At 38.2% G+C, this 19340-nt stretch carries 10 protein-coding genes; 5 read left to right on the plus strand and 5 right to left on the minus strand.

Translation table 11 applies throughout. The features are described from left to right. Nucleotides 1-146: 146 nt before the first annotated feature. The 5 genes from hemC (at nucleotide 147) to ANA_RS04815 (ending at nucleotide 3967) form a co-directional block, all read left to right on the plus strand. Nucleotides 147-1115, plus strand: coding sequence for a hydroxymethylbilane synthase (gene hemC, locus ANA_RS04795; protein ID WP_041457699.1), 969 nt, complete (start codon nucleotides 147-149; stop codon nucleotides 1113-1115). Nucleotides 1116-1123: 8 nt separating this feature from the next. Then, complete coding sequence (locus ANA_RS25310) at nucleotides 1124-1264, plus strand: hypothetical protein (protein ID WP_015078928.1); 141 nt, start codon at nucleotides 1124-1126, stop codon at nucleotides 1262-1264. Continuing rightward, nucleotides 1261-2718: a glycogen synthase GlgA gene (glgA, locus tag ANA_RS04805; protein WP_015078929.1), complete on the plus strand. Its 1458-nt coding sequence runs from the start codon at nucleotides 1261-1263 to the stop codon at nucleotides 2716-2718. The genes ANA_RS25310 and glgA overlap by 4 nt, the downstream gene beginning before the upstream one ends. Before the next feature lie 94 nt (nucleotides 2719-2812). Continuing rightward, nucleotides 2813-3205: an SMI1/KNR4 family protein gene (locus ANA_RS04810; protein ID WP_015078930.1), complete on the plus strand. Its 393-nt coding sequence runs from the start codon at nucleotides 2813-2815 to the stop codon at nucleotides 3203-3205. Nucleotides 3206-3610: 405 nt separating this feature from the next. Further along, the gene (locus ANA_RS04815) at nucleotides 3611-3967 is read left to right on the plus strand and encodes a DUF6006 family protein (protein WP_015078931.1); all 357 of its coding nucleotides are present in this window, start codon (nucleotides 3611-3613) and stop codon (nucleotides 3965-3967) included. Here ANA_RS04815 and ANA_RS04820 read toward each other — a convergent pair. The 5 genes from ANA_RS04820 to ANA_RS04840 form a co-directional block, all read right to left on the minus strand. Continuing rightward, on the minus strand, nucleotides 3940-5718 hold the full coding sequence (locus tag ANA_RS04820; RefSeq protein ID WP_015078932.1) for an ABC transporter ATP-binding protein/permease: 1779 nt from the start codon (nucleotides 5716-5718) through the stop codon (nucleotides 3940-3942). The genes ANA_RS04815 and ANA_RS04820 overlap by 28 nt on opposite strands. A 294-nt stretch (nucleotides 5719-6012) precedes the next feature. Further along, nucleotides 6013-7026: a hydroxyacid dehydrogenase gene (locus tag ANA_RS04825; protein ID WP_015078933.1), complete on the minus strand. Its 1014-nt coding sequence runs from the start codon at nucleotides 7024-7026 to the stop codon at nucleotides 6013-6015. A gap of 50 nt (nucleotides 7027-7076) precedes the next feature. Then, nucleotides 7077-7835 carry an aspartate/glutamate racemase family protein gene (locus ANA_RS04830; RefSeq protein ID WP_015078934.1) on the minus strand — a complete coding sequence of 253 codons (759 nt, stop codon included), beginning with the start codon at nucleotides 7833-7835 and terminating at the stop codon, nucleotides 7077-7079. Nucleotides 7836-7876: 41 nt separating this feature from the next. Beyond that, nucleotides 7877-18325: a hybrid non-ribosomal peptide synthetase/type I polyketide synthase gene (locus tag ANA_RS04835; RefSeq protein ID WP_015078935.1), complete on the minus strand. Its 10449-nt coding sequence runs from the start codon at nucleotides 18323-18325 to the stop codon at nucleotides 7877-7879. A gap of 36 nt (nucleotides 18326-18361) precedes the next feature. Then, complete coding sequence (locus ANA_RS04840; RefSeq protein WP_015078936.1) at nucleotides 18362-19294, minus strand: SAM-dependent methyltransferase; 933 nt, start codon at nucleotides 19292-19294, stop codon at nucleotides 18362-18364. Between the last annotated feature and the right edge of the window lie 46 nt (nucleotides 19295-19340).

Below are 19340 nucleotides of genomic sequence, written 5' to 3' on the forward strand. Positions count from 1 at the left end.
AAGGATATATTTCAAAAATTGTAAATAAATGTAAAGCTACTAGCAAATAAAATCTTCACAGAATTAGGTTAATCTAATCCGGTACGTCACTCCCTGCGGTAGTCTAGATAAATGTTAATTTATCGCCTGGTTTGACAAATAGTTTTATGACTTCAGTTTCCAGTCCTGCACGCGTTATTCGTATTGGTTCACGTAAAAGCCAACTAGCTTTAGTTCAAACATACTGGGTACAAGCGGAACTCCAGAAAAGCTTTCCCCACATTACTTTTGAAGTCCATACCATGTCTACCCAAGGGGACAAAATCCTGGATGTAGCATTGGCTAAAATTGGCGATAAAGGACTATTTACCAAGGAACTGGAATTGGGCATGATCAATAAAGAGATTGATTTTGCTGTGCATTCTCTCAAGGATCTTCCCACCAATCTACCAGAAGGGTTGACACTGGCAGCGATTACAGAACGGGAAAACCCCGCAGACGCGGTGGTATTGCATGAAAAGCATAAAGGTCTGCAAATCGAGACTTTACCCGCAAATGCGGTAATTGGGACTTCTTCCCTGCGACGTTTGGCACAGTTACGCCATAAGTTCCCTGATTTTACCTTCAAAGATGTGCGGGGAAACTTGATCACACGCATGGCAAAACTGGATGCTGGTGAGTATGATGCTTTAATTTTAGCAGTAGCTGGTTTAGAAAGATTGGAAATGAGCGATCGCATCCATCAAGTTCTGACTCCTGAAATCTCCCTCCATGCCGTTGGACAAGGCGCTTTAGGAATAGAATGCCGGGCAGATGATACGGAGGTAATTAGCTTACTGAAAGCGATTGAACACCCGCAAACACGCGATCGCTGTTTAGCAGAAAGATCATTTTTACGAGTTTTAGAAGGTGGTTGTCAAGTTCCCATTGGTGTAAATACGGTAATTAATGGTGACGAATTAACTCTAAAAGGTCTGGTTGCCAGCGTTGATGGTCAACAAATAGTTAAAGATACCGTCACCGGTACGGCTGCTGATGCTGAAAAATTAGGCGCACAACTAGCCAGTATTCTCAGGGAACAAGGCGCTACAGAAATCTTAGAAAAAATCTTCACCGAGATTCAACGAGGATCATAGGGTAATAGGTGACAGGTGACAGGTTACAGGTAACAGCCAAGAGAAGAGAGTTTAATTACCCAATCACCAATTACCAATTACCAATTACCAATCACCAATTACCAATTACCAATTACCAATTACCAATTACCAATTACCAATTACCATGAGAATTTTATTTGTAGCAGCGGAAGCTGCTCCCATTGCCAAAGTTGGCGGTATGGGGGATGTTGTCGGTGCATTACCCAAGGTCTTGAGAGCAATGGGTCATGATGTGCGGATTTTCATGCCTTACTATGGCTTTGTACCCGACAAAATGCCAGTTCCCAAAGAACCCATTTGGAAGGGAGCAGCCATGTTCCAGGAGTTTGCAGTTTACGAAAGTGTACTGCCTGGAACTGATGTTCCTTTGTATTTATTTCAACATCCATCTTTTTCACCTCGGCGGGTTTATGGTGGGGAAGATGAAGATTGGAGATTTACTTTATTTTCCAATGGGGCGGCGGAATTTTGCTGGAATTACTGGAAACCGGAAATTGTCCATTGTCATGATTGGCACACAGGAATGTTACCTGTGTGGTTGAATCAATCTCCAGATATTACCAGTGTATTCACCATTCACAACCTCGCTTATCAGGGTCCTTGGCGGTGGTATTTAGAGAAAATTACTTGGTGTCCCTGGTATATGCAAGGACACAATACAATGGCAGCCGCAGTCCAGTTTGCCAATAAGGTAAATACAGTTTCTCCTACCTATGCGGAGCAAATCAAAACACCTGCCTATGGTGAACAAATAGAAGGGTTATTATCTTTTATTGGCGGCAAATTATCAGGAATAATCAACGGCATAGATACGGAAATTTATGATCCTGCCAATGATAAATACATTAACCAAACCTTTACCATAGATACCCTTGATCAACGCAAAGCTAATAAAATAGCTCTGCAAGAAGAAGTAGGTTTAGAAGTTAATTCTAATGCCTTTCTCATCGGCATGGTGACAAGGTTGGTAGAACAAAAAGGGATGGATTTAGTATTACAAATCCTTGACCGTTTCCTGGCTTATACAGATGCTCAGTTTGTCTTGTTGGGAACAGGCGATCGCTATTATGAAACCCAAATGTGGCAACTCGCATCCCGCTATCCAGGACGCATGGCCACTTACCTGCTGTATAATGATGCCCTTTCCCGCCGTATTTACGCGGGTACAGATGCCTTCTTAATGCCTAGCCGCTTTGAACCCTGCGGAATCAGCCAAATGATGGCTTTGCGTTATGGTTCTGTGCCTATTGTTCGTCGGACAGGGGGATTGGTTGATACTGTCAGCCACTTTGATCCAGTCAATGAAGCAGGTACAGGTTATTGCTTTGACCGCTATGAACCTCTGGACTTATTTACCTGTATGATTCGCGCTTGGGAAGGTTTCCGTTTCAAACCTCAATGGCAAGAATTACAAAAACGGGGGATGAGTGAAAACTTCAGTTGGTATGAATCCGCTAAAGAGTACGATAAACTTTATCGTTCTATCTATGGTTTACCAGATCCAGAACCGGAAGTAATAGCAGAACCAACAGTGGAAGCAAAACCAATACCAGCACTAGAACCAATACAAAAATCAGTTTAAGGTGTTTTAGGAAGTTGGAATTTTAGACAATATTGATGGGGTATTTATCTGGAATACCCCTTTTTAATACACGATAGTATAGAATTAAAAAAAGATGGATTGGTTAGAGTTCATTGCCACAAAAGGTATTAATCTACCCAGAACTTACAAAGACTTTTTGAAGATAATGGGGCATGGGGCAGGTAAGTTTTTACGTGGTTCAGATTGCTTTTATCAGCATTTGCCACAAATTCAAGAATGGGCTAAACAGCTTTTAGTAGAAAATGATTTTCCTCAAACTTTACCGGAGGATGCTTTTGTATTTTTCATGCACCAGGGATATCAGTTCAGCTTTTTCAAACTTTCAGAAGGTGATAACCCACCAACTTATTCATATTGTGAAGGACAAGAAGAGCCTTATTTTGTTAAAAGTCATGATCAGTTTAGTGACTTTCTATTTGTGGAAATCAATCTTTATTTAAAGTCTTTGATGCTGATAGCGAATTAGATATAGCAATTCCCATGCAAGTGAGGTACAAGAAGTCAGAATTAAACGCAGATAAACGCAGATAGACACAGATAATTTTGTACCTCATTAGACTAGAAAACGCTATATTTCTCACACTGAATTGAAAATCATGCCCATTTTTAATAAACGATAGTATAGAATTAGCAAAATAACCTTTAATGGAGATTTAACTTGTCGGCATCTTCGGTATTATCGGTTTTGTAAAACTATTTCTACAGCACTTCCCGGTGTTATGAGGTACATATCTAGCGGGCAAGACTTGTACTGAGCAAGCGATGCCCTGAGCCTGTCGAAGGGTCGAAGTATGCCCGCACTACAAGAGTTTCATGATTCAACTTTGTACCTCATAAGAGCGGAAACCGCTGTATTTAATTACCTAAACTTATGAAATTACTCCAAAAATGTTTGTTCGGTTTAATGCTGATTCCTTCGGGAATATTATTGAATTCCAGGACAATTAATGCCTCACAGGTAGCAAATCAGTGGTATTTTGGTTTATGGGATTGTAATATTGATGGTCGTAATGCCAAAATGCAGTGGCTTGTAGTTGATGACCCTCAAACTAGTTGTAATGGTGATGTTTGTAGCACAACATCAGGTGTTAAGGTTGTAGGACGGTTCAGTGATAATGGTAGTGCATGGGTTCCGCTCGCAAAACGTTCTGCAAATTCCACATCTCTCTCAATTCGTCATCCCGTCAGGCGGAATGTGGGTTATAAACTATTTTTTTTATTTCGATAATCTTTGACAGTCAGAAGTTGCCAACTAGAGTTTTGTGAAAGTTCCAGAACCCATTGATGATAATCAAATAGACTTTCTCTATGTCCAACACTAATAAATGTTGTTTTCGTCTCTTGTAACTGTTGATATAAATTCTCTTCATTCTTCAAATCCAAAGCGCTGGTCGCTTCGTCTAAGATAGTAAAGCTAGGATGAGTCACTAATAGGCGTGCAAAAGCCAGGCGTTGTTGTTCTCCTAGTGATAATATGTTTTCCCAAGGCAGCTCAGTATCAAAACTATCAATTCGACTGAGCAAGTTTTGCAGGTTCACTTTTTGCAATAGTTCTTTGAGTTCTGCATCGGTCATCTGACGATTTCTATTAGGATAAAGCAACTGTTCGCGCAAAGTTCCTAAAATAATGTAAGGACGTTGGGGTAAAAACAACAGGTCTTTTAGAGAAGGTCGCACTAAACGGCCAGTTCCTGCATTCCACAAACCGGCGATCGCGCGCAATAGTGAACTTTTACCGCGACCACTAGGGCCGACAATCAATAAACCTTCTCCCGGTTGAACAGACAATGATAAGTCTTCAACGATTACCTGCTCATAGTTAGGCGTTTGTAAGGTAACATCCTCAAAAGCCAGACGATTTTCTTCTATGGTTTTAATAGTGCTGACATTCTCAGGTTGTTTGGTAACAACTTCTAAAGCATCCGAGAAATAAGCTAAACGCTCAACATAACTGGAAAATCTTCCAGAAGTTCCAAATTCATCAATTAATGTTGCCAGACCATTAGCAAACATACTGCAAGCTATAACTGCTTGGTTAACTTGTCCAAAATCAATTTCACCTCGAATATAGGCAGGTGCAAATATTAAAAACGGAAACAATTGGATTACAGATCGATATCCTCTATTAAAAATGTCTTTATTTTTTTCCCAATTAATTTTACTTTCAGAATTTTTCAAGAGAGTATTAAATCTGCGCTCAATTATATTTAATTCTTGGCTTTCTCCTTGGAAAAAAGCTATAGATTCAGCATGATTCCGAACATGAGTTAGGCTGTAGTTGTAGCTTGCTTTAGATTCAAGTTCCTCTTGCGTAATCTTATCTAATTCTTGACTCATATAAGCAGCAATCAGATTACCTATAATAGTATAAGTAAGTAGAATTGCTACTACTAGTTTGGAAATTGACCAAAGAATTATTAAAAAAGTTGTCATTTCCAGGACTTTTTCCAACAAAGTAGCAGAAAAATTTAGAGCAGTCCTGGCAATAGGTTCGATTTCTTGAGATAGACGTTGGTCTGGGTTATCGATATCGGAGCTAAAATTGATTTTATAATAGGCACGATTGCTAAAATATTTTTCTAAAATCTGCTTGTTGAGCCATTGATACCAATCAAGGGCAATTTTTTTTCTGACAAATTTAGAAAATCCTGTTAAGAGGGTGATTAAGAGCAGCCCAAAGGCGTAAAGTGCTAACGTCTTAACAAATTTAGAAATATCTTTATCTTGAACAATAACATCGACTAAATAGCGATCAACAAAGCTATTAAAGGCAGTTATGCCCACAAGCCCAATTATTAATAAAATGAGGAGAACAAGCATTCCCCATGCCTGAATCACATCTGAAAATGCTCTTACACCTGGCTCTGTTGGAAACCAGTAAGGGGCGGCGATCGCTTTTACAGCCACCCAAAACTGAGTAAAATTAGCAAGGAAAGCAGTATTTTTTGAAGCTTGATTATAAATAACTTGATTTTGCATATTATACATCTTGCAAAAATAATATTTTACTATTATAAATTATTATGAAACTTTGTTTTATATTTCATAAGGTATAGCTATCAAATAAGAAAAATACATTATTAATATTGATATTTATGGCTCTTGCGTTTGTTTTATGGTGGTTGAGGATTGATTATCACAAAACCCTTACGGGGTTACGGGACAAGGGTTATAAACTATAATGCCCATATTTTGAATGAAATGCCGACACAATAAGGTTTTCAAGGATTCTGAACTAGGTTCTCCATAAAAAGTACCGAAGAACCTAAAAAATTATGAATTCCAAACTTTAGGATTGATGATGTAAGGTGGCTTCTCGCCCTGAAGCACTTGCAATATTTGGTTAGCTGCGGAAAGTGCAGCAGCCATACCAGCTTCAGGTGTAACTCCAGCTAGATGAGGTGAGAAAATTACATTGTCAAACTCATATAAAGGATTATTAATAGCTGGAGGTTCTGGCTCAAACACATCGATTGCAGCTCCTGCTATTAATTTTTCGCGTATAGCTGTAACTAAATCTGGTTGGCGAACTACTTTTCCACGAGATGTATTGATTAGAAAAGCAGAAGGCTTCATTTTCTTAAAAGCTTCTAGATCGAACATTTCACAAGTCTCATCAGTTAGCTCAGGATGCAAAGATACAAAGTCAGATTCAGTAAGTAGGTAGTCTAAATCTTGTACTAAAGTTGCTCTGACGGTGTCTGCTTTACCGCTTGGAACATAAGGATCGTATGCTAAAACTCGCATCTGCAATGCTGTACTACAAATTTTCGCAACAGCACTACCAATCCTTCCCAAACCAACAATACCAAGAGTTTTTCCTTCTAATTGAATGGGTTGTACCTGATTACGAATTAAGTAGTTTCCTGCTTTGACACATTGATTGAGAAAAGTTAGTTTTTTAGCAAGTGCTAAAATCATGGAAAGTGTGTGTTCTGTCACAGCCGTTGTTGACAAGCCAGGATTATTAACTACCACAATTCCCCGTTTTGTTGCAGCAGCAATATCAATTGCATCAGTTCCAAATCCAGAAGTACTAATAACTTTTAAATTTTTTGCCAATCCAATTGCTTGGGCATCTAATTTAGTAGGATAACGGACAAATACGCCAGATACATCTTGAATAGCTTCATGGATTTGATGCTGCTTTGGTTCTTTGATAATCTCGACATTAGTGTATTCTGCGAGCAGTTTTTCACCTATCTCATCATACATTTTACCAATTAAAAGAACTTTATGATTTTTAGTCTTGCTTGGGAAATTTTTGGGGGGGTAAATAATTGTCATGTTAATTAACCTTAATTTGTTTGATACAAAGATGCTTTAGACTCAAGATTTTATGAATGAAATTGCTGAGATAATTTCATTGTTTTTGTCAGCAAAAGAGAATTAGATGAGGATGAATCTAATAACTGAAAAAAGGTTTCAGCTATAGTAGTTAAAGGGTCAATTGCTTGAATAGAATCAATTCTATTAAGCTTGAGATGTTTGGCGAGAATATGAAATTCTGTACAACCAGAAATAAAGGAACGAGTATTGTATTTATCTAACAGTTTTTGAACATCTTCAAGAATTATTAGGGGGTTTTGTCCTCGTTTTAATACTTTAAAAATCATCTCATGAATCAAGTGATAATCTTTTTCATCTGGAGAAATAATCATATTTGCAGCAGTACAACCTTGCTCAAACAATTTTTTCTTGTAAGTACCTGAACCTGCAAGTAAAAGTGCAGGTTCATCATGTGCTTGTAGTTGTTGATCAGCAATTTTAATTAAAGAGATTACTTTATTAGTCTGATGCTCTGGTAGATGAGCCAAAGCATAATGAGCAGTACAACAACCAATCACTATGCGGTCTACTAATTGATTCAGTTTTTCTAAATGTATTTGCACAAAATCAATGAATTCTCTTTCATTTCCGCTATGCACTGAAGTCGTGCGATCTGGTGCAGCAGGAAGTGAGAAAACGATAACGTTGGGTGCTTCTTGTTCGTTGTCTATATACTGGTTGTATTCATAAATAGTTTTGAGAAATTCAATAGTAACTACAGGCCCCATTCCGCCTAAAATTCCCAGCACGGGTAGTTTTTTATTCATAGTTTTTCTCCAAATTTGCAATTCTTTATTTGTATAAATTACTAAAAATTAAAATTTGTGGCGAAAAGACTGTTATCTTCTTGACAGGCTTTATCTGTGTGATCGCACAGATGTAATAATGGTGTGTCAGGAGATTTGACTACTTCTTCTAGAAGAGTTTCTAACAACTTTATCATCAATGAAATACGTTCGTTAGCGAATATATCTGTGTTGTAGATTAACTTCAAATATAATTCCGCTTCGTCCACAAAAATGAACTCTAGATCAAATTTAGCAGTAACAAGTTCCTGCTCAAGGGTATTAACAGCAATTCCATCTATTGCTAGGTCTACATTTTGATTATTTTGCAGAACAACTACAACATCAAATAAAGGGTTACGGCTAGGATCGCGTTTAAAATTTAAATCTGATACTAGTTTATCAAAAGGATATTCTTGGTTATCATATGCCTCTATTGTGGTTGTTTTCACTTTTGCCAGTAAAGTAGCAAAGCTATCGTCTACTGTTATTTGATCGCGCAAGACTAAAGTATTAACATAAAAACCTATTTGTTCTTCTAAATCGGGATGATTTCTTCCAGCAATGGGAGAGCCTACTGTAATTTCATTCTGCTCGGTATAGCGAAACAGAAAACCTTTGACTAATGTTAGTAAGCCCATAAATAAACTAGCTTCTTGAGTCTTAGTTAATAACTCAAAATCCTTGATGAATTCTTGATTTGGCTTCCAGATAACCACAGAACCAGAAAAACTTTGTACGGCTGGTCGAGTATAATCTAAAGGTAAATCAAGCGGTGCTGGAGCAGGAATCAGTTTAGGTAACCAGTAATCCCTTTGTGCTTGCAATTTTGGTGTTTGGAGTTGCTGATTTTGCCATGAAGTATAGTCTTTATAATGAATTCTTAGAGGTGGGGGTAATTCTACATTCTCTTTTCCATAGGCATGATAATGTGCAAGAAAATCTTTAATTAAAACGCCTGCTGACCAACCATCTGAAATGATATGGTGCATATTGAATAGGACTATATTACTCTGTTGACTCAGCTTTAGTACATTAATCTTGAGTAGAAGACCGGATTCTAAATCAAAAGTAGTTTTGGCATTGTTACGAATAGCTTCAGCAATTTTTGCTGCTTGGTTTTCATCATCTACTAAGTCTATTTGATTGACTGCAAAATCTACCTGTTCGTTTACTATTTGACGAGGTTCGTTATTGATTAAAGTAAACGTAGTGCGTAAAATTTCATGGCGTTCTATCAATTTTTTAAAAGCATTTTCAAAGGCAGCGATATTTAAATCACCATTGAATTGATAAGCACTTGGCATTCCGTAAGCATAATGGTTATGATCGAGGAATTCTAAAGCCCAGAGACGGCGTTGTCCATGAGACATGGGATAAGATTCTTGTTGAGTTATTGCTGGTATGGGTTCTTGATAGTTAGATTGAGCTTTAGATATTAAAGCTGCTAATCCAAGAATTGTGGGAACTTTGAAGAAATCAGCTAATTTAACTAATACATTTAATTCTTTATGGACGTGAGTGACTACTCTAGAAAGGAGCAGAGAGTGTCCGCCGATTTCAAAAAAGTTATCAAAAATTCCAATGGGATGTTTAGTGAGAATTTTTTCCCAAATATGGACTAGCTTTGATTCTAAAGTATTACGCGGTGCAGTATAAGAGACTTGTGTTAATTGATCTGTTGGCTTGAGAGCGATGAGCGATCGCAAGTCAAATTTGCCATGTTTAGTTAAGGGAAATTGCTTTAAGAAGATAAAGGAACTAGGAATCATGTAAACTGGCAAATATTTAGCTAAAAATTCTCTGATTTCAGAAAATTTTATATCTTTATCAGTTTGACAATAAGCAGATAATTGAATTTGGTTATTTACCTCTATAGGTAAGACAATTGCTTTCTCAATCTCGGCATAGCGGCTAATTTGGTATTCAATTTCTCCTGGATCTACACGATAGCCATTGACCTTAACTTGATTATCTTTTCGCCCTATAAATTCAATCACACCTGGAGCAATTTGTTTACCTAAATCTCCCGTTCTAAAGAGAATTTTTTCTGAATTTAAAAAGTTGGGTTGAAATTTTTCTCTGGTAATTTCAGGAAGATTACGATAACCAACTGCTAATGCTGCACCTTCTACGCAAATTTCACCGATTACGTGCAGAGGTACGGGGTGATTGAATTCATCTAAGACAAATAATCGATTGTTATGGAAAACCTGACCAAGAGGTACGTCTGTATTTAAGTTGTCGTCTATTGTATATTGAGATACTCCTACACAAGTTTCTGTAGAACCGTAGACATTGCTGACAATTTCAGCAGGGAAGCGTTTTCGTAAAGCGATCGCAGTTTCTCGGTCTAATTTTTCTCCCCCGCAAGAGATATATTTTAAAGTGGGGATAGTTTCTTCGGGTGCGAGTACAGCTAAAATTTCTCGGTAAATAGATGGTGTTGTGTGCAGTACATTGATTTTGTTTTCTTGTAAAAATGAAACTAAATGCCCTATATGCTGTACTTCGTACATATATAAAGCAGCACCTATGGTTAAAGGTAGGAAAATATTACGAAAAGATGGGTCATGGGTGACAGGTGCAGTGAAGATATAACGCCATTCAGGATGTTTATTTAAGTTAAATGTCAGTCGTAAACTCCGAATTACATTCAAAATAGAAATGTGACGACCCATGACTCCTTTAGGGTTTCCGGTAGAGCCAGAAGTGTATAAAATATAAGCAATTTGGTTAGTGTCTGGTTGGAAATTAGGCTCATTTATGTCAAAATCCGTCAAAATATTGTCGATTTTATCTAAGCAGATTGCTTCGATTTCTTGGGGTAATTGGGAGATAAAATTACTCTCGGTAAGACAGAGATGACAGCCACTATCTTTTAAAATAAAATCGATGCGACTGCTAGGATATTGGGGGTCTATCGGCACATATATCGCCCCGGTTTTAAAAGTAGCCAGAATGGCGATAATTAAGTTTTGATTGCGTCCGATTGCGAGTGCGATCGCCTTCCCCGCACCAAGGTTATATTTCTCACGTAAGTAATTGGTTAAACGATTTACCTTCTCATTCAATTCTCGATAGGTAAGAGTCTTTTCCTCAACTATTAATGCAGGTGCATCGGGTGTAGATTTAACTTGAGCAATAAAGTCATCAATGATTGTAGAATTTTGGGGTAATTCTATTGTTGAACCTGTTAATTTTGCCAATAATTCTTCCTGTTGCACTTGTGTTAATAAATGCAACTCAGACAGTAAAATATTGGCATCTTTAATTACACCCTGCATCAAAATTTCAAAACTTTCTAGAAACTGTTTGATAGTTTCCGGCTTAAACAGTTCTGTATTGTAGTTGCAGTAGATAATCAGTGCGTCATTGACTTCGATGAAATTAAAGCCCAAATCGAAAGGAGTGTAACCAATTGGCTCTGGTGGTAGCGATACGTTCAGTCCTTCAAATTCAGGTAAAGTTAATTTAGGGTCGAGATTGAAAGAGACTGAAATCAGGGGAGAACGCGAAAAATCTCGTTGTAATTGTAAGGCTGCTAATAATTCTTCTAAGGCGTGAGTTTGGTGTTTAAAAGCGGCTATGAGTGTTTCTTTGGTGTGACGAAGATGTGTAACAAAAGAAGCAGTGACATCTGTCTGGATACGAATCGGTAAAAATTGCGAACAAAAGCCAACTAATTTTTCGCTTCCTTCGACTTGTCGTCCAGAAATGGGAATACCAATTACTAAATCATCATGACCGGAAATGCGCCGCAAAAAAGCTGTGTAAGCAGCAAACATTGTCATAAATAATGTTGCTTGATTTTTGCGTCCTACAGTCTGTAAATTTTGCCATAGTTGAGGAGCAATAATTTTACTTTCTCTACCGCCTGTGTAAGTTTTGACAGCAGGACGAGGAAAGTCTGTAGGAAGTTCAAATATGGGGATTTCTCCCTCATAAGTTTTTAACCAAAAATCACGATGTTCTTGCATTTGTGGACTTTGCGCTTCTTGCTGTCGCAAAGCTAAATATTTGCGAAACTGCATTGGTGGCGATAAAGATTCTGTAGCAACACCAATTTTTGCTGAATAAAGTTTGCCGAGTTCATTCAAAATTAGCCCTAGTGACCAACCATCTGCAACAATATGATGAGTTTTTAAAGTTAGCAGATAATGTTCAGGTGCTAAACGCATCAGCACAGCCGCAAATAAAGGAGCAACACCCAAGTCAAAAGGCTTTTGCGATAACTCAGTTCTCAATACTAAAGCAGTTGCTTCTGGGTTATCTTCATCCATCAAATTGATTAACGGTAAGTCAATTGTGACACTACTGATTACTTCCTGTAGTTCGCCTTGTTCTAATATTTTGGTTCGCAACGCTTCGTGGCGATTGACTACTTCATTAATCGCTTGTTGTAAAGATGAAATATCTAAAGCACCACGCAATTCTAAGGAAGTAGTCACATTATATGATGCTGAAGCGGTTGTATCTAATTCTGCCAATAGCCAAAGCTGACGTTGCGCTTCACTGGTAGGAAATTGCTGATTTAAATTATTCCTAGCATCTTCATCTTCAGTGCGATCGCTTGCTTCTCTTTTCTTTGTTTGTGGTGGTTTAGCATTTGCGAAAAAACCTGCTTGTCGCAGTTCTATAATCGCTTCTTTGACAGCAGCTACTACTTTATTTATATCCTCATTGGTATGGCGAGTTGAGAGAAAACAAACTCGTTTTTCCCATGTATACACACCTTTGAGATTTAATAAGTAGTAAAAAAGTGGTAATTCGATAGGTTTGAGGAAAATACTATAAGCACCAGAAGATTCAAAGCGAAACAAAGAGCCAAAATGAACAATGCGGATAGGAATTCCTGTTTCTTGAAAGAACTGATTAACCTCAATAGCTAATCGATTAGTTAATTGATTGACTGTTTCTTGAAGCGTTGCGCCTTGTTCACGTAAATGTAAAAGCACTGCCCGACAAGCAGCCAAAGCTAAGGGATGACGACAGAAAGTACCACCATAAGCAGTTAATTCTGTTTGCGGATGGGAATCATCTCCATAACTCCAGAAACCGCCATCAACTGTGTCTAAGAAATCTGCTTTACCGCAGATCATACTGATAGGCAAACCACCACCGATCGCCTTACCATAAACTACTATATCTGCCTCAATCTCAAACCATTCCTGCGCTCCTCCTGGAGTAATGCGAAATCCAGTAATAATCTCATCAAAAATTAGGGCAATTTCTTTTTGTTGAGTCAATTTACGTAATTTTTGGATAAATTCTTTAGGCTGTAAATCTGGTTTACGGCTCTGCACAGGTTCTACTAAAACTGCTGCTAAATTATCAGCTTGCTCTGCAATTATTTCTAGACTTTCTTCCGCTCCATAGGTAAGAACTATAACATCTTCAACCATTCCTGATGGTGTACCAAGACTCAATGGTTCAGCTGTTCCTGCTTCCTCGCCAGCGCGGGCTAAAATGCCATCAAAAGTACCGTGATAAGAACCAGCAAAAATCACAATTTTTTGGCGTTTTGTCCGAGAACGAGCAATACGAACTGCTGCCATAATCGCTTCTGTACCAGTATTACTAAAAGCGACTCGTTCTACACCTGTTATTTCACAAATTAAAGCAGCTGTTTCTGCTGCAATATTAGACTGCATTCCTAAACCAATTCCGTGTTGCATTTGTTGCTGAATTTCTGTCAACACAAAATCAGGACTATGCCCAAAAAAGTTAACTCCAAACCCCATTGCTAAGTCGATGTAATCATTGCCATCGATATCACGAAAATATGCACCTTGGGCTGATTCTGAAACGATGGGATACTGAAATTCTTTTAAAGCCATACGGAAGTCAATAGTAGGTTTCACATCAACCATTGTCTTCCGGCTGTTTTGCGAATATGCCTTGGATTTTGCTGTTCTTTGATTATAAACAATCTCTAATTTTTGGATGAAAGCTTGCTGTTGTTCGGTTAAAGATTTACTCTCTGTCAGTTTTAAAGCTAGTGGATTCAAATTTGGAGAACTAATTTTTTGGGTAGGAGGTGTGGTTTCTGTTTTGCTTATTTTAGGAGTAGGCGCAGTTTCTGTTTGAATCAACAAAACTTCTGGTGTATTGCTTGGTGCAACAGGTGCAGATTGCAGTATTTCTAATTGCTTGATAATAGTTTTTTCATGAATATCTTTGAGTTCTTTCAAAGATTGCAATTGAGCCATCATCAAAGCTTCTTTGCCAGAGGTTGGTATTGATACAGCTACTGTTTTTGATTGGTGATCAATAGCACTCTCAGGAGAAGTGGAAGCAATAATTAACTCTTGTCCATTGTAGATGCTGATATTATTTTGTTGAGAATAAATATCTGCATTGACAAATCCACAACGTTTTAAAGCAGCACACCAACTTTCTCCACTTAGCAATGGAGTATCTAAACGTAACTCTTTATCTTGAAAACGCCACCATCCAGGTGTGAGTCCAAAAGTTAAATCAAGCCATGAATTATTTTCTACTGTTTCTAGTAATACCAAGTAACCACCAGGTATTAGTAGTTCTCGAATATTATTGAGTGTTTCTGTAATATTTCGGGTACTATGAAGCACGTTAGCAGCAACAACTATGTGATAGGAATGCGCTGTTAACCCTTGAGAAACTGGTGATTTTTCAATATCTAATTGATTGAAGTTAAACTTATGCCTATTTTTAAATTTTTGCCGTGCTTTATTGAGGAGAACAGGAGAAAGTTCAGTGAAAAAATAAGTTGTATGATTGAGATTTAAATTATTAACAATTGCTTCAGATGTCGCACCTGTACCACCTCCCACTTCAATAATTTGGTAAGGGCGATCGCTACTAGAAAAATTATTTAAAATAGAGTTAATTGCTTGGGATACTCGTTGATTCATCAAACGAGATACAGGAGAATTGCCATATATACTTTCTGCATGGACAACTGAACCTGCTGGGAAAATTAACTCTAAAGGATCTATATTTCCTTTGAGAACTTCTGCTAAATTTTCTCCACAACGTTGTAGCATATCCAATTCAGGTTTTGCTGCTGGACAAATTGTTTGCAGATTCTCTATAGCTTCTGGTAAAGAAAAAGGCGTAGGTAGGCTTTTTACTATCCATACATTACCTTGATTTTGAATAATTCCAGTTTGCTCTAAAGTTTTTAAATAACGATTAACTAAAATATGATATTTTGAGGCTATGGGTAAGGTTTGTAATAAATCCTCTGTTGTCCAGGTGTCTGCTATACTTAGTCTTTTACCTAATACTTCTAAAGCTTTCAAGATATAAGCAACAGCAATTGGTTGTAATTGGGAAATCACCCACAGATAATTATTTAATTCTGACTCGGAATTAGATACTTGAACTGAGGTTTTAGTTAAAATATCATTTATTGCTGTTTCATCAGATGTATTTGATGGTTTTTGTTTAATATAATCAGATAGATAAATAGATATTTCGTCAATTGTTTGTAAATCAGTAAATAATTGATCTATCTTGACTTTTACGCCAAATTTTTCTTCAATTTTGCGAACAAAGTCGGTCAAAATAATCGAATCTGCTCCCAGATTTAATAATGTCTCATCATCTCTAATGTCATTTTCATCTTCTTTAAGTAGCAAAGCCAAGATAGACTTTAATTTATTACCGATTTCTTGCTGATTTTTTTTGATATTTGCAACTTTTGCTAAATTCATATTAGTCTCCATTAGCTCTCTTTCTAAAGGCACTTCTTTGGTCAAACTTGATTGTGATAAAACAGTAGATTTAAATTGAAAACGTTTTCTTTGAAAAGGATAATTTGGTAATTGGATATTTCTATAGCCATAATCTTTATTGAATTTTTCGGCGTTAAAATTAACTCCATTAATGTAGAGTTGGGCAAGTGCTGATAGCATCGTCTGCCAGTTATCCAAGCCTCTATTGAGAGAACTAAGCCATATAGCGTCATCGTTATAACGACGGCCTTGTTCTGCTAGTATTGGTCTTGGACCCACTTCTAAAAATAGGTTATATCCTTTGTTTAACGCCGTAATTAGACTCTGGAAATACTGCACTGCTTGACGGCTTTGTTGTCTCCAGTAACTTGCATCAGGCGCAGTTGTTAAAGGTTGTCCATCAATTCCTGAAACTAGTAGAATTTGAGGAGGATGATACGAAACCTCACGAGCAGCAATTTCAAAATCATCTAAGATTGACTCCATTAATGGAGAATGAAAAGCCCCATTTACAGATAGTAATTGAACGGCTATTTTTTGGCTTTTGCAGTTGGCGACAATCTCATCAATACTATTACTTTCCCCAGAAATCACAATTTGTTGAGGATGATTAATAGCCGCGATGGAAACTGTATTACCATAGTTTTGAATGAGAGCAGATACCGTAGCTTCATCTGCAAAAACTGAAGCCATTTTTCCTAGAGGTGCAGTTTGCATTAATTGCCCACGTTTAACAATTAATGCTAGACCTGCTTCTAAACTAAATACTCCTGCAATACAAGCTGCAACATATTCACCAACGCTATGGCCAATTAGTAAACTAGGTTTGATTCCCCAAGATTGCCACAACATGGCAAGTGAATATTCTAGAGCAAATATAGCTGGTTGAGCGTATGCAGTTTGATTGAGTAAATCTGTGCGATCGCCAAATAATATTTGTTGTAGTGGAAACTCTAAATAATTTCCTAAAATGTCTGCACATTGATCAATATATTGGCGAAATGTCGGTTGGGTTTGGTAAAGTTGATTACCCATACCCGCATAACAAGCTCCTTGACCAGTGAAAAGAAAGACTATTTTAGGGTATTTTTCTCCTGTAAAACGTCGATAAAAAATCCCATGATCAATATTTTTTTCCTCAGCAAAAGCTGCTAATCTTTGTTGCAACTCTGTCAATGTATCTGCAACGATCGCTAAACGTTCAGGTAAAGACGACCTACCAATTGCCGCACTATGACAAATATCTCCCATCTCTGGATGAGACTCTAAGCGGGTGTGAAAACGTAGTGCTAGTTCTTTTAAACCCGTTTCGCTATGAGCAGAAATCGTCAACAGATGGCTGGGACGTTGCAGTTTAATTTCTGGTATGTTGGCAGCAGGTGCTTGTTCAATAATTATGTGAGCATTGGTTCCAGAAAAACCGAAGGAACTGACTCCAGCGATACGGACTTGGCCATTGTTCGACCAGGGTATGGCTTGACTAGGAATTTTGATCGGGTATCCTTGCCAATTAATCAGGGGATTGGGTTCTTGGAAGTGGAGATGAGACGGAATCTCACCATGCTGGAGGGCGAGAATTGTCTTGATTGTGCCTGCTATCCCTGCGGCAGCTTCGAGATGTCCGATATTAGTCTTAACTGAACCGACGTAAAGAGGTTGCGATCGCTCTCCATACACAGCAGCGATCGCGTTCATCTCAATGGGGTCGCCTAAAGAAGTACCCGTACCATGTGCTTCTATATAACCGACTTCCTGGGGTTTGACTCTAGCATCAGCTAAGGCTTGACGAAGTAAATCTTGTTGGGCGGGGCCACTGGGAACTGTTAAACCGGCGGCTGCACCGTTATGATTGACCGCAGACCCCCGTAGTAATGCGAGAATGCGATCGCCATTTTTTTCAGCGACAGACAGGCGTTTGAGAACTAAAACCCCGCATCCTTCGCCCCGCACATATCCATTTGCAGCCGCATCAAAAGTCTTGCAGCGACCATCGGGAGACATCATCCCCGACTGACAAAGGTTAATCGTAATTGCCGGATCTAAGATGAGATTGACACCACCTACTAAGGCTATTTTGCACTCATGATTTCTCAAGCTGCGAATAGCTTGGTGAAGTGCAACCAATGAAGAAGCACAGGCTGCATCAATAGACATACAAGGTCCGCGGAGGTTGAGAAAATAAGATAACCTACCTGCTGCTGCACTTAGGGAGTTTCCTGTACCAAAAAAAGAATCGATTTCATCATACTTGCTTTTGTAGACTGTCATCGCGTGGTCAACACTAGTGATACCGACAAACACACCCACGCGATCGCCTGCTAAATTAGTTGGTGGTAAATTGGCGTTTTCTAACGCTTCCCACGCCACCTCAAGTAATAACCTGTGTTGAGGATCCATTGAAGTTGCTTCGCGGGAAGATATGGAGAAGAAACGGGCATCAAATTCTGTAATATCCTGTTGTAAAAATCCCCCATAACGAGTGTTCATTTTGCCAGGAGTAGGCTCTGGAGCATAAAATTTTGAGATATCCCAACGGCTTTGAGGAACTTCTACAATTGCATCAAGTCCAGCTTGACAAAAGTTCCAATAAGCTTCAGGAGAACTGATTCCTCCAGGGAAACGACAACCCATTCCCACAACAGCAATCGGCTCACTTTGTCTAGTTTCTAATTCAGTAATGCGAGCCTGCATCGCCTCCATTTTTGTGAGGGTTGTAGCTATTAATTTTTTATAATCTGTATTTTGAGCCATGCTTTTGTCCGCGATTTTTTGATTGTCTGGTAATATCTAATCCGGTTTTTCCCCTGAAAATAAAAGATAATCATCAAAAGCCATAAACCAACCTCTATCTCTCGACCAAGCCTCAAGACCTGGATTATCTTGCTGGAGATTGATCACTAAATCGTGTTTACTAATGCCTTTACTGGACTCAGCAAAGTAACGCACAGCAGCAGGCCAAACATATTCACTAATTGATACAGCTTGGATATTTACAAATCCATGTTTTTTGAGTTTTTCAACATAAATATTGCGGTCATATTGGTTAACAAAAGGAATACACATTTTCTTGCTATTGACGCGCAGCCAAAAGTCAATATTTCGTCCTACTCTTGGCAGACAATCAGCTAATGCTAACTTTCCACCGGGGCGCAAAACTCGAAATGCTTCCGCAAAAAAATCTTCACGAGTATTGAAATGAAAAGCACATTCTAAAGCTGTAACTTTATCAAAAGTATTGTCCTCACAAGGAATGTTAGTTGCCGAACCCACCTGAAGATTTATACGTTCAGATAATCCCGCCTTAGCTACTCGTTCTTGAGCAATTTCTACTTGTATTTCTGTCGTATTTATCCCAGTAATTGCATCTACATTGTTTTCACGCACCCAGAGTATATCTTGTTCAGCAAAACCGAAGCCGACATCTAAAACTTTGTCTCCAGGGCTAAGTTTGGCAATTTCTCCCAATTTCCGGGCTAAAGCAGCACAGGCTCCGTTATAAGTCGTTTCCTCTTGCCAATAGCCAAAGTTGAGCCATTGGGGAACATTGGGATCGTGAAGATCACACTCTCGTTTAGCTATCCTAGTATAAAGTTCAGATACCTCAAATTTATCTCGTAAAAACCAAAGTTCTTGAAGTGGATTCTGGATAAATTCTTTGATGATTATCCAGCGATTGCGCCATTCATAGTTGAAGGGGATTTTACCAATATTTTCCAACACTTTACTCTCCTATTTATCAATTAAAAATTTTTGACGCACTGAAATT

It is taken from the genome of Anabaena sp. 90 (assembly GCF_000312705.1).
GTDB classification, from domain to species: Bacteria; Cyanobacteriota; Cyanobacteriia; order Cyanobacteriales; family Nostocaceae; genus Dolichospermum; species Dolichospermum lemmermannii.